17 protein-coding genes are annotated in these 11,849 nt (G+C 51.8%); 2 read left to right on the top strand and 15 right to left on the bottom strand.

What is annotated here, in order from left to right:
* Window positions 1-91: 91 nt before the first annotated feature.
* The 10 genes from rplT to Q397_RS23950 all read right to left on the bottom strand — a co-directional run bounded on the left by rplT (window position 92) and on the right by Q397_RS23950 (window position 5,853).
* Window positions 92-448, bottom strand: a complete 357-nt coding sequence (gene rplT, locus Q397_RS0106835; protein ID WP_028878778.1) for a 50S ribosomal protein L20 — start codon at window positions 446-448, stop codon at window positions 92-94.
* 31 nt (window positions 449-479) lie between these two features.
* The gene (gene rpmI, locus Q397_RS0106830; RefSeq protein WP_028878777.1) at window positions 480-677 is read right to left on the bottom strand and encodes a 50S ribosomal protein L35; all 198 of its coding nucleotides are present in this window, start codon (window positions 675-677) and stop codon (window positions 480-482) included.
* A gap of 192 nt (window positions 678-869) precedes the next feature.
* A complete protein-coding gene (locus Q397_RS0106825) occupies window positions 870-1,355 on the bottom strand; it encodes an RrF2 family transcriptional regulator (RefSeq protein ID WP_028878776.1) in 486 nt (161 codons plus the stop codon).
* A 106-nt stretch (window positions 1,356-1,461) separates the two neighbouring features.
* On the bottom strand, window positions 1,462-1,944 hold the full coding sequence (locus Q397_RS0106820) for a carboxymuconolactone decarboxylase family protein (protein ID WP_028878775.1): 483 nt from the start codon (window positions 1,942-1,944) through the stop codon (window positions 1,462-1,464).
* Between the two features lie 113 nt (window positions 1,945-2,057).
* The gene (locus Q397_RS0106815) at window positions 2,058-3,098 is read right to left on the bottom strand and encodes a succinylglutamate desuccinylase/aspartoacylase family protein (RefSeq protein ID WP_028878774.1); all 1,041 of its coding nucleotides are present in this window, start codon (window positions 3,096-3,098) and stop codon (window positions 2,058-2,060) included.
* 4 nt (window positions 3,099-3,102) lie between these two features.
* Complete coding sequence (gene rimK / locus Q397_RS0106810) at window positions 3,103-4,008, bottom strand: 30S ribosomal protein S6--L-glutamate ligase (protein ID WP_028878773.1); 906 nt, start codon at window positions 4,006-4,008, stop codon at window positions 3,103-3,105.
* Between the two features lie 25 nt (window positions 4,009-4,033).
* The gene (locus tag Q397_RS0106805; RefSeq protein ID WP_028878772.1) at window positions 4,034-4,471 is read right to left on the bottom strand and encodes an ATP-dependent zinc protease family protein; all 438 of its coding nucleotides are present in this window, start codon (window positions 4,469-4,471) and stop codon (window positions 4,034-4,036) included.
* Between the two features lie 67 nt (window positions 4,472-4,538).
* Window positions 4,539-4,934: a Co2+/Mg2+ efflux protein ApaG gene (gene apaG / locus Q397_RS0106800; protein ID WP_028878771.1), complete on the bottom strand. Its 396-nt coding sequence runs from the start codon at window positions 4,932-4,934 to the stop codon at window positions 4,539-4,541.
* Window positions 4,935-4,999: 65 nt separating this feature from the next.
* Window positions 5,000-5,410 (bottom strand): PaaI family thioesterase, encoded by a 411-nt coding sequence (locus tag Q397_RS0106795; RefSeq protein WP_028878770.1) that lies wholly within the window; start codon window positions 5,408-5,410, stop codon window positions 5,000-5,002.
* Window positions 5,407-5,853, bottom strand: coding sequence for a PaaI family thioesterase (locus Q397_RS23950; protein ID WP_028878769.1), 447 nt, complete (start codon window positions 5,851-5,853; stop codon window positions 5,407-5,409). The genes Q397_RS0106795 and Q397_RS23950 overlap by 4 nt, the downstream gene beginning before the upstream one ends.
* A 130-nt stretch (window positions 5,854-5,983) precedes the next feature.
* Here Q397_RS23950 and Q397_RS0106785 point away from each other — a divergent pair, with 130 nt between their 5' ends.
* Window positions 5,984-6,352, top strand: a complete 369-nt coding sequence (locus tag Q397_RS0106785) for a response regulator transcription factor (RefSeq protein ID WP_051609787.1) — start codon at window positions 5,984-5,986, stop codon at window positions 6,350-6,352.
* Here Q397_RS0106785 and Q397_RS0106780 read toward each other — a convergent pair.
* The 5 genes from Q397_RS0106780 to Q397_RS0106760 all read right to left on the bottom strand — a co-directional run bounded on the left by Q397_RS0106780 (window position 6,341) and on the right by Q397_RS0106760 (window position 10,878).
* Window positions 6,341-7,465: a PQQ-dependent sugar dehydrogenase gene (locus Q397_RS0106780; protein WP_028878767.1), complete on the bottom strand. Its 1,125-nt coding sequence runs from the start codon at window positions 7,463-7,465 to the stop codon at window positions 6,341-6,343. The genes Q397_RS0106785 and Q397_RS0106780 overlap by 12 nt on opposite strands.
* A 64-nt stretch (window positions 7,466-7,529) precedes the next feature.
* Window positions 7,530-8,171, bottom strand: a complete 642-nt coding sequence (locus Q397_RS0106775) for a class II aldolase/adducin family protein (RefSeq protein WP_028878766.1) — start codon at window positions 8,169-8,171, stop codon at window positions 7,530-7,532.
* Window positions 8,171-9,265, bottom strand: coding sequence for an S-methyl-5-thioribose-1-phosphate isomerase (mtnA, locus tag Q397_RS0106770; RefSeq protein WP_028878765.1), 1,095 nt, complete (start codon window positions 9,263-9,265; stop codon window positions 8,171-8,173). The genes Q397_RS0106775 and mtnA overlap by 1 nt, the downstream gene beginning before the upstream one ends.
* A gap of 11 nt (window positions 9,266-9,276) precedes the next feature.
* Window positions 9,277-9,996 carry a hypothetical protein gene (locus Q397_RS0106765; protein WP_028878764.1) on the bottom strand — a complete coding sequence of 240 codons (720 nt, stop codon included), beginning with the start codon at window positions 9,994-9,996 and terminating at the stop codon, window positions 9,277-9,279.
* A 6-nt stretch (window positions 9,997-10,002) separates the two neighbouring features.
* A complete protein-coding gene (locus Q397_RS0106760; protein ID WP_028878763.1) occupies window positions 10,003-10,878 on the bottom strand; it encodes an S-methyl-5'-thioadenosine phosphorylase in 876 nt (291 codons plus the stop codon).
* A 507-nt stretch (window positions 10,879-11,385) separates the two neighbouring features.
* Between Q397_RS0106760 and Q397_RS0106755 the strand changes: the two genes are divergently transcribed.
* The coding region (locus Q397_RS0106755) for a transporter substrate-binding domain-containing protein (RefSeq protein WP_028878877.1) at window positions 11,386-11,849 on the top strand (464 nt) is incomplete at its 3' end.

The following is an 11,849-nucleotide window of genomic DNA, read 5'->3' as shown; positions in this document are numbered from 1 at the left end:
ACAAGCAAAAAGAGGACTAAAGCCATAAGGCTTCAGTCCTCTTTTCCAAGATATTTTGCCGTAAAGCAAGACGCTTTACATGAGCGTTTTGTTACTTGGCTAGAGCGGCCTGAGCCTGGTCTACCAAGGATTTAAACGCTTCTGGCTCACGTGCTGCCAGATCAGCCAGAACCTTACGGTCCAGCTCGATACCAGCCAGTTTGAGGCCGTTCATGAATTGTGAGTAAGAGACACCGTACTGACGTGTACCCGCGTTGATACGCTGAATCCAAAGCGAACGGAAGTTACGCTTTTTGTTACGACGGTCACGGTACTGATACTGAAGGCCTTTATCGACCTTCTCCATAGCTACGCGCAGGACGTTTTTATTACGACCGCGGTACCCTTTGGCTTGTTTGATGATTTTCTTGCGACGTGCACGGGATGCAACTGCTACAGTAGAACGCATTGATTTAAACCTTTTCTAATAACTGTGCGGACTAAGCGTAAGGCAACATTGTTTTTGCCGTGCGCGCATCAGCGGCCGTCAAAATAAATGTACCACGTGCTTGGCGTTTCATTTTCTGAGAACGCTTGCGCAGGTTGTGAGATTTAAATGCGTATGCACCGCGAACTTTACCAGTCGCTGTGATCTTGAAGCGCTTTTTAGCGCCAGATTTTGTCTTCATCTTAGGCATTTCATTATCCTTTGTGTATCTACATTAAACCTGACGGAGAGGCATGCCTTAGCCAAACGCGTCATCATTTAATGCCTTTAACAAAATATGCGCCACAAACACAAGGTGTCGGTGACGAGGTAGCGGGTTATAGACTCAAGTTAGCCAGAATGCAAGGATGAATCTGCCCGAAAGCTAATAAACATCCCTATCTTACTTATAAGATAAAAGCCAGTTGAGGCTTTCTTGCAATTCTTCTTCTGTGAGGTCGTCTTCGAGATTGTCATTCAGGTCTTGCAGGGTGACGCCGCGCAAGCTGTCGCGCCAGGCCTCATCGGCGTTCCACATGATGCGGGCAATCCCACACGGTTTGGTGTAGGTCTGATCCGCCGGATTGCACGGATTGTTCCCGCGGATTTCTGTGCAGTTAAAAGTACGCTTGCGCCCTTCGATGGCTTCGACAATCTCCAGAAAGTTGATCTCGCGGGCGCTTTTGGCAAGGCGATAGCCGCCTTTAGGGCCCAGTGTCCCTTCCACCAAGCCTGCACTTGAAAGGGCTTGCAGGGCTTTGGAGAGATATTCTTTCGGGATGCCGTGAAATTCGGACAGGGCCTTGGTGGACAGGCGCACGTCTGCGGGCAGGGCAGAGAGGATAGAGCAACAATGTAAGGCCCATTCGACCTGATTTTTGAGAAGCATCGCGCCCTCTTTGGAAAAATGCATGTGAACGTTCTGGTATCCTTTCTAGCGCGTCTATGAGGAAATGAGAAGCCGCCAATCCCCCGACAGGGGCGGCTTCTTATCCTTATCCGAGTTTTACTGCATCCAGACCGAAGAGAGCATCGGCTGAACCGGGAACCGTATTGAAAGGCGCGGCCAGTCGGTTCCAGCTGTTGATGGAGGCAATGGCGAAGGTGAGATCGGACAGATCTTTTTCCCCAAATTCTCCAAGCGCTTCTTGGTAGATATCTTCTGCAATGCCTTTACCGGTCAGCAAGGTAACGGCCTCGACCCATTTGAACGCGACTTTTTCACGTTGGCTGAAAAGGGGCGAGTCGTGCCAGAGGGCCAGATGATGCAGGCGCAATTCGCTTTCACCTTCAGCCCGTGCCATTTTGATATGCATATCTAGGCAGAAGGCACAGCCGTTGATCTGGGAAACGCGGGCATCAATGAGATGTAATAACGAGGTTTCAAGAGCGCTATTCGCCCGTGTTGCTTCGGAAAGGGCCGCCATCTTTTCATATTGTGCGGCTGAGAACTGGGCGGGTTTTAGACGTTGTGACATAGGTTCAAGCTCCTGTGAATTAATTAAGGATAAAAAATATCCTTAATTAAAGGCAAGCTGTCAAGTGACTTAAATTTCCGAAGTTTTTTAGGGGCTGTCAGGGCAGAGAGAAGCTAGATAATCTCGTCTTCATCAAACAGGGGATCGGCTTCGATATCTTCTTCCATTTGGGAGAGTTTTTCTTCTGCGACCCGAATCTTTTTGAGAAGGGCGATATGGAAGAGGGCATCCCCCGGATTAACGAGGGGGAGATTGGTGCGCCCGATGATCACCCCTTCTAGGGCCGATGTCAGGGTTTCTTCATTCGCGCCAAACGGATCGGAGATATAGCCGAGAACGTCACCTTTTTTGACCACGTCCCCAATGGTTTTAACCGCGCGGAAAATGCCGCCGATGGGGGAACGCGCCCATTTGCTGCGATGGGCAGTGACGGATTTTGCGGCACTCGAGGTGAGTTTGCGTTTGTTGATCATGCCCAGATGCCCCATGACGTTGAGGATCCCGCGCACGCCAATACGCACCGCATATTCATCAAAGCGCAAAGCCTCGCCCGATTCGTAGAGGAGGACGTTGACACCGAGGTTGGCGGCTTCTGCGCGCAAGGAATTTTCCCGTAAGGGCGCTTCAAGGGCGACGGGGGCGCCAAAGACGGTCGCCATTTCCGCCATTTCGGGCGTATCTGAATTGTAGCGTACTTGCGGCAGGTTAACGCGATGTGTTGCCGCAGAATGCAGGTCGATACCGTAGTCACATTTTGCGACAATATCGCGCATGAACACATGGGCGAGCTGACCAGCCAGCGAGCCATCGGGCGCGCCGGGGAAAGATCGGTTGAGGTCACGCCGGTCCGGCAGGTAGCGACTATGACTGATGAAACCGAATGTATTGACCACTGGAATACAGATCAAGGTACCTTTCAGGCGCGTCCAAGACCGGGTTGCCAGCAGTCGGCGCACAATTTCCACGCCGATGATTTCATCCCCGTGGACCACGGCGCTGACAAACAGCGTTGGGCCTTCAGTGCGCCCGTGGATCACATGAACAGGGATATTCGCGGGCATATGGTTGCTGAAAGACCCGACTGAAAGATCAATGGTTTTCCGCGTCCCCGCGGGAATTTCGACATCACGCAAGATAAAGGGAGCACGGGGCATGATTTTAACCTTTGCCTTTGGTTTTTGTTTTGCCGTATTCGGCCTTTTTCTCAATAAGCTCGATAATTTTGCTGGCCACATCAATGCCTGTTGCGGTTTCCACACCTTCGAGACCCGGTGACGAGTTCACTTCCATCACCACAGGACCGTGGTTGGACCGCAGCATATCCACACCACAGACATTCAGCCCCATGGTTTTTGCCGCGCGAATGGCAGTGCTGCGTTCTTCCGGTGTGATCCGGATTTTGCAGGCGGACCCACCGCGATGCAGGTTAGAACGAAAATCACCTTCAGCGCCGGTGCGTTGCATGGTGGCAACGACTTTACCGCCCACAACAAGGGCACGGATATCGGTTGCACCGGCTTCGCGGATAAATTCTTGCACCAGAATGTTGACGTTTGCCCCACGAAACGCTTCGATCACGGATTTGGCGGCTTTATGTGTTTCACCAAGGACAACACCGACGCCTTGCGTTCCTTCCAGAAGTTTGATCACCACCGGGGCACCGCCTGCGCGCTGGATCACTTCTTCCGTCATTTTGGTGTCATGGGCAAAGACGGTGACGGGCAGGCCAATGCCATCGCGCGCCAGCAACTGCATGGAGCGCAGCTTGTCGCGCGATCGTTCAATGGCGACGGACTCGTTGACGGGAAACATGCCCATAGTTTCCAACTGGCGCAACACAGCCAGACCATAGAAGGTGACGGACGCCCCAATGCGGGGAATAACCGCGTCATACCCTTTAATCTCGGTTGAGCCGAAAAACAGTTTCGGACGATGGGACGCAATATCCATATAGCATTTCAGCGGGTCATACATATTCAACTCATGCCCGCGCTCCTCCGCAGCCTCTTTCAGGCGCTTGTGGGAGTAAAGGTTTTGGTTCCTTGCAAGCATAAGGATTTTCATAAGTGGCTCCTAGAAGCGTGTATGGTTATTCTGCGTGAGATTGTAAGAAAGAATGGGCGCAATCGACAAGGAACCTCCCCTTGATCGCTTTACGGCCCAATAGCATCCTAAAACCCATTTCATCGCGGTTTGTGAGGGTTAAGTCAATATGATATTTGTGCGGCCCTATTTTCGCTGGTGTGCGAATGGTAAAGCGCGACTCGATCTGACCGTTTGAGCTTTTAATATCTTTTTTGGCCAATACAGGGGCTTCGCACATTTTTTTGCCCTCTGTGGTTTTTTGTTTGGGGTGGATTTCAAAGCGCACCCATTCCTGACCATTTTTTTCGAATGGCTTTATTTTCCAGGCATGTAACGCGGATGTATCTGCGCCGGTGTCAATTTTCGCTTTGATGTCGCATCCTTCCAGTTCAGAAAAATGAACCCATTCACAGCGACCGATAATACCAAAAGGGGAAGTCACGCCTCTTGTCCTTATATGATGAAATATCTGTGTATTTTTTCATACTTAGGCGCGAAGGGCAATTCTCTTAATTGACGGTATGTGCTTCAAAGGGGCTATCGAGAGAAAAAGTTGGCACAGTTACGTGGATGCGCTCGCCTACAGAGCTGATCATTTCATAGGCGCCGCCCATAAAGCCGGACGGGGTTTGCAAAGGGACACCGCTGGTATATTCATACGAATCCCCCGGTTGTAACAGAGGTTGGTCGCCCACGACACCTTCGCCGCGCACTTCCTGAACGCGGCCCAAACCATCGGTGATTTTCCAATAGCGCGAGATCAGCTGGACAGCCTCGTTGCCTTCGTTGTTGATGCGGATGTGATAGGCCCACATGAAGCTGTTTTTCTGCGGGTCTGACTCATCCTCTAAAAAAAACGGATTAACGGTGACGGTGACCATTCGGGTGGTTTCTGAAAACTGCATGTTATCCATGTCCTTACATTCTTCTGCGATCTCTAGGGCCTTTATAAATGGGTCTTCGGGACAATTTACGCAATAAGGAAATGTGCATTTGCGCAGGCAACGGGTCTGTTTTCATCTTCCTGCCACGCGCTGACGCGCACGTTGGCAACGCGTTTGCCCTGTTTGACGATATAGCCACGGGCGTATGTATCCTTCAAGAGGGCGGGGCGCAGGTAATCAAAAGACACATTGATAATGCGTGGGATGGTGTCGCGATCCAGCAGTTCGTGTAAAAGATGGAAAGAAGCCGCATGTTCTAAAAGCCCGCCGACCACCCCGCCATGGATGGCACCGATGACCTCGTTGCCGATATTATCCGGGTGGGCAAGAAGCTTGGTGAGGAGCCCTTTGTCGTCACGTGCAATCTCAAGCCCGACCATTTGCGCGTAGGGGATCAGGCGGTTCAGGTCTTGCAGGTGCGTGAGTTTCTGGCTCATGACGGGGCCTTTGGTTGGAGTTGGAATTTACCATTGGTCATAAAGGTGCCGGTCGCTTTGGCAACGGGTTTGTCCGGCGTGTCCTGCCACGCCCAACCTTGAATGTAGGCAACGTCCTCATTGCGGTGAAAGCACTCCGCCTCGGCAAAAAGGGGTTTGCTGCCATCCAGCGGCGTCAGGTGATCAATGCGCAGATCAAGGGTCGCAACCGTGCGCCCGCCATCATAAACTGATGAGGCAACACCGCCGCACAAGGTATCCAGCAAGGTTGTGGCGATTGCGCTGTGCATAAACTGGCGCTTGGTATTGCCGATAAAGTCAGCTTGTGGCGGGAGTTCCATCGCCCCGCTGCCTTGATCAAGGCGGGTGATTTTCAAGCCGAGTCTTTTGCAGTGGGGAAGGTCCACAATAATGGTGGCAATTTCAGTGAGGTAATCTTGCACGGTTGTTTCCTTTTCGATACGCAAACAATGTAGGGGATGCGAACAATAAAAGCAAACGCCAAGCTTTATGATTTATTTACCTTTCGTATGGTAGCGTACAATACAACTTTAAATCAAGGCGGAGGCCACTGTGGCACAGCTTCTTATTGTCGATGACGACATGGCAATTTTGTTGGTGATGAAATCGGCTTTGGCTGAGGCTGGTTTTCAGGTGCAAAGTGCCGAAAACGGTAAAGAAGCGTTACACATGCTTAAGCATGGTCGCTACGATCTGTTGATCACGGACATTCTGATGCCTGATATTGACGGACTTGCGGTCATCGACAAAGCGATTGCGGCGAACCCCAATATCGCCATCCTTGCCATTTCCGGCGGGGGCGCCTTAAAAGATGGCGGTGATTTGCTGGATGCTGCCCTTGTGAGTGGTGCGGATGCTGTTTTGCAAAAACCGTTTCGGTCCGACGAGTTGGTGCGCACCGTCAATGCGTTATTGAACTGAGGGTTCAAGGCGGTACAGCTTGCCGTCACTTTCATCTGTAAGAATGTAGAGATACCCATCCGGTGCGTTGCGCACATCGCGGATCCGGGCAAGCTCGTCGAGCAGGACCTCTTGGTCCACGACCTGATCACCTTCCATTTCCAGACGGCGCAAATGTTGTCCGGCAAGGGCACCGACAAACAGATCATCCTGCCAGTTGGGGAATTTGTCGCCCTTGTAAAAAGCCATGCCGCTGGGCGCGATGGAGGGATCCCAATATACAACGGGCTGTTCCATACCCGCCGCGTGGGTTTTGTCCGAAATTGTCCGTCCCGAATAATCAATGCCGTAGGTGATGGCGGGCCAGCCGTAATTTGCACCGGCTTTTAGCTTGTTCACCTCGTCCCCGCCACGCGGGCCATGTTCATGGGCCCAAAGGGATCCATCTGTATGGCGAACGGTCAGGCCTTGTGGGTTGCGATGACCGAAAGTGTAAATTTCAGGTTTTTTGCCGACAGTATCGCTGAACGGATTATCTTTGAAGGCTTTTCCTTCATCCGTCAGGCGCAGGATGCTGCCCAGATGATTGGCGGGGTTTTGCGCTTCGTTCATGTAACTGTAGCGATCGCCAACTGTGACATAAAGTTCACCCTCCGCCCCAAATTGCAGGCGGGAGCCATAATGGGCGCTGCCGCCCGTCTTCGGGAACACTTGAAAGACAGTCTCGACGTCCGTCAAGTGATGACCGACCAGTCTGGCGCGCAGGACTTCCGTACCGACACCGTCGTCGCCTTTCCCCGCATAGGAGAGATAGAGCACTTGGTTGGTGGCAAAATTGGGATGCAGTGTGATATCCAGCAAGCCGCCTTGACCGGATGTTGAAATATTGTCCGGCAGGCCCGCAATCGGGCTGGGATGTAACACACCGTCTTCGACGAGGCGTAGGGCCGGAGTGTCCCGTTCGGTGATCAGGATGCGTCCGTCAGGCAGAAAAGCCATGCCCCACGGATGGTCCAGCCCGTTGGTAACTTCCACCAGTTTAAAATCATGTTGTTGGGAGGTGTGGTTGTCTTGCGCCAGACTTGGCTGTGCAGCAAGTAAAAACAAAGAAGCGACAAGACCTGTTCTCAACATAAAAACACCCTACATTTTAGAAACATTGTCTTAATGTAGGGTGTTGTTTGACGATGGGAAGGGGTTAGTCTTCCTCTTTTGTATCTTGTTTGCCGTAGGTCTTGAATTTTTCCAGCACTTCTTCCATTTCTGCATCGCTTAGGGTATGCGGCTCACCGACTTGCAGGGCGTTGAGATATTGTTCACACAACAGTTCGATCTCATGGGCGATGGCGAGGGCTTTTTTCAAGTTCTCCGCCGCGACGATCATGCCGTGGTTGGCAAGCAGGCAGGCTTTACGATCTTGTAAGGCTTCAATCGCGTGATCGGATAGGTCCTGGCTGCCGAAGGTCGCGTACGGCGCACACCGGATATCTTTGCCCCCCGCCACTGCGATCATATAATGAAAGGGCGGTAAGTCTTGGCGCAGGCAGGCCAAGGTGGTGGCGAATTTGGAATGGGTGTGGATGATGGCATTTACATCGTCGCGCACCTGATAAATATCATGATGGAAGCGCCATTCACTCGACGGTTTCAACGGCCCTTTATAGCTGCCGTCCTGTTTGACCTTGACGATGTCCTTTGCCTTTAAACTGTCGTAGTCCAGACCGGAGGGGGTAATGAGAAAACCGCTGCCCTTGCGTGCAGACACATTGCCGCTGGTGCCTTGATTGATCCCCAGATCATTCATTTTCAGGGCGGTTTTAATGACGTCTTTTGCCAACATTAGTTTTTATCCGGAAACAGGGCGGCCAGACCGTCTTTGGTCGCCGGCGCAATGCCGCGTTCGGTAATCAGGCCGGTGACATATTTGGCAGGGGTGACATCAAAGGCAAAGTTACCTGCCTTACAGCCTTCTGGCGTGATGGTAACCGTGGCAACGCTGCCATCAGGCAGGCGGCCCGTCATTTGCGTGACTTCGGTTTGATCGCGTTCTTCAATCGGGATTTCTTTGACGCCGTCATCGACGGTCCAGTCGATGGTCGGGGACGGCAGGCCGACATAAAACGGCACGCCATTATCATGGGCAGCAAGGGCTTTTAGATAGGTGCCGATTTTGTTGCACACATCACCGCTGGCGGTGGTACGATCTGTGCCGACAATGCAAAGATCGACCAGACCATGCTGCATCAAATGTCCACCTGCGTTATCGACAATTAAGGTGTGTGGGATGCCGTGATTGCCCAGTTCCCACGCCGTCAGCGAGGCCCCTTGGTTGCGCGGGCGTGTCTCATCGACCCAGACATGGATGGGGATACCGGCTTCAAAGGCTTTATACATCGGCGCGGTGGCTGTACCCCAGTCCACGGTCGCAAGCCAGCCCGCATTACAGTGAGCCAGGATATTGATGACGCCTTGTTTGCCCTTCTTCTCCCAGAGCTGTTCAATGATTTTCAGGCCATGATCTCCAATGGCGGAGTTTTGCGCCACGTCATCATCGCAAATCTCTGCCGCCAGCTTGTAAGCTGCGGCTTCCCGCTCAGCTTCGGGCAAGGGGAAGACTTTCGCCTTCATCTCATCCAACGCCCAACGCAGGTTTACGGCTGTCGGGCGGGTGGCATAGAGCGCCTCATAAGCCGCATCGCAAGCATTGGTGCTGGCGTCGTTGCGCAGGGCAAGCGCCATCCCGTAAGCCGCAGTCGCCCCGATCAAAGGTGCACCGCGCACCAACATGTCTTTAATGGCAACGCACGCATCGTCCAGCGTTTCCATGGTTACGATTTCGTAAGCGTGAGGCATTTTGGTCTGGTCGATAATATCAACCGCCCAGCCATTGTTGTTGAGCCAGATGGTGCGTGTCGGGGTGCCGTTTACGTTCATGGAGTCATGCCTTAATTTTCAATGCGGTGGTCTACAAAATCATAGGAAGTGTAGGGGCTGGAAAATATAATTTGGTCGCCTTGTATCTCAAAAGAATAGACATCGGGTAGCGAAATCATCCGATGGTCCTGCAATTCGTGAAACAACTCGTTTTCGATCCACCAAAAGCCGTTGGTTTGATACAGGGTCATCTCTTCAGAATAGCTGTCATCTTGATAAAAGGTGACATGAAATAAGCCCTGATCAGAGCGAAGGACGCGCCATGTGTAGTCCACGGATCCGTCAGGTTTTGTGCGTACCCCTTGCCAGGTGCCGACAAAAGGCTGTTCCCCCTCGTTCAGGGACCGTTCACCGATAGAATCTTCGATTTTCGCACGTAGGTAGGAGTTGGGTAAGGACGAGATGGCGCGGCGACATTCCGGCGCGCTGGGGTCGCCATCAACGGTTTTGGCGTAGACCCACTTTTGCAATTCTTCAAATAGCGCGCGGTCATCATTGCTGATGACACAGTTTAAGCGCAGGACATGATAGCCTTCTTCCTCGCTTGCGGTTTGGGGCTGTAATAGGGCACCCAGACTTTCCGGGTCATGGACGACCCCTTTATATTGATATTTCAACCCTTCATGAATGAAGATGTCATGGACGGTTTCGTCTTCTGTGGCCTGCGCATGCCCCGTCCAAAAAGACAGGGCAATAAGGCAGAGGCTGAAAAATGTCAGGGGTCGTGACATGTGGGGTTAGCCTTTCAAGACGCGTCCGGCAACCGCATCAAGTTTTGCCATAACCTCTGGGTCGCGGGCATCCGGCGCGGTGATCAACGCATGTTCAAGGGCAGTGTGACATCCGCTTGGGCAAGGTAAAGGGGCAGCAGCAATTTTTGGGGCAACGGCTTTCACCAGTGTACGGCCTTTTTCAGCGTTGCCGATCAGCACCTGAATAACCTGTTCGACGGTAACATCGTCATGGTCTTCGTGCCAGCAGTCATAATCGGTGACCATGGCAACGGTGGCATATCCCATCTCGGCTTCGCGCGCGAGCTTCGCTTCCGGCATATTTGTCATGCCGATGACAGAACAGCCCCAGCTGCGATACAGGTTCGATTCCGCCTTTGTTGAAAATTGCGGGCCTTCCATCGCAAGATAGGTGCCGCCGCGGGTGTACTCGATCCCGGTTTCTTTCAGGGCTTCTTCCAGACAATCAACAAGGCGCTTGGAAACAGGTTCCCCAAACGCAACGTGGGCAACGCAGCCGGTGGTGAAGAACGATTTTTCGCGTGCAAATGTGCGGTCAATATAATCGTCAGCCAAGACAAAATGCCCCGGTGGTAGCTCTTCTTTTAAAGACCCGCAGGCAGAGACGGAGATAATATCGGTGACGCCTGTGCGTTTTAAGGCATCGATATTGGCGCGATAGTTGACTTCGCTGGGGGAGATTTTATGTCCACGGGCGTGGCGCGGTAAAAAGCGCATTAGCACGCCGTCCAGTTCACCAAACAGAATATCGTCGGAGACCTTACCAAAGGGGGAGGAGACGGTTTCCCAACGGACATTTTCCAGTCCGTCGATTTCGTAAATGCCACTGCCGCCGATGACACCGATAATGGTTTCAGACATAATTTTAGATTCTCCACATAACGAAAAAGTTGGGTTTGTTTATTTTTTGCCACGCTTTGGCGAAGAAATCCAAAAGATTTAAAAAAAAATATTAAAGTCCTTGATCTGGCTAAAATGTAATCATGCAGCGCACAAAAAATAACCGATTCCTTACGCTGCAGCGCACGCAAGCGCCTTATTTATATTCATGGGCAATGATGTATACCCATTACTACGCATAAATTTTAATTTGACCGCCAGAAAAATGGAATTTATCCCGATTTTGGTCTTGCTAAACGACTAAATACGGGTAAAGCTGAAGTCATGAACAAGCCGAGCCGATGTCAGGTTTTGTTTGTTACACGGGTTCGAAAGCGGGCTTTTGTCCGCAAAAAAAGTTTTAAGCCAAAGAATAAATGAACAAAAAAATGTTAGGGATTTTTTGGTGACGAAGGACGCGATGGGTGAAGCCGGTTTTCTGGCGGTTGCTTGTTCCGTCTATTGTACAAATTACGGGAGATTTCAAAAATGAAGAAAACAATGTCTGTCCTGACAGGTGCGCTTGTTGCAACAGCCGTTTCAGCAGGTGCAGCCTCTGCAGCAGATACCCTCGAAACTGTGAAGGCGCGCGGCGAATTGATTTGTGGTGTTTCCACAGGTCTGCCGGGCTTCTCTATTCCGGATGAAAAAGGGAACTGGACAGGTATCGATGTGGATGTGTGCCGTGGCGTTGCCGCTGCCGTCCTTGGCGATGCGATGAAAGTGAAGTTCATCCCGTTGACTGCGAAAGAACGTTTTACAGCGTTGCAGTCTGGCGAGATCGACATCCTTTCTCGTAACACGACTTGGACACATACACGTGATACCTCTCTGGGCCTGAACTTCGCCGGGGTAAACTATTATGACGGTCAGGGCTTCCTGGTTCAAAAAGAGTTGGGCGTTAAGTCTGCTCTCGAACTGGATGGCGCCTCCGTTTGTATCCAGTCCGGTAC

The sequence above is a fragment of the Terasakiella pusilla DSM 6293 genome, assembly GCF_000688235.1.
Lineage (GTDB): Bacteria > Pseudomonadota > Alphaproteobacteria > Rhodospirillales > Terasakiellaceae > Terasakiella > Terasakiella pusilla.
Note: the sequence above shows the minus strand (reverse complement) of the source record. Positions and strands in the feature narration are given on the sequence as shown.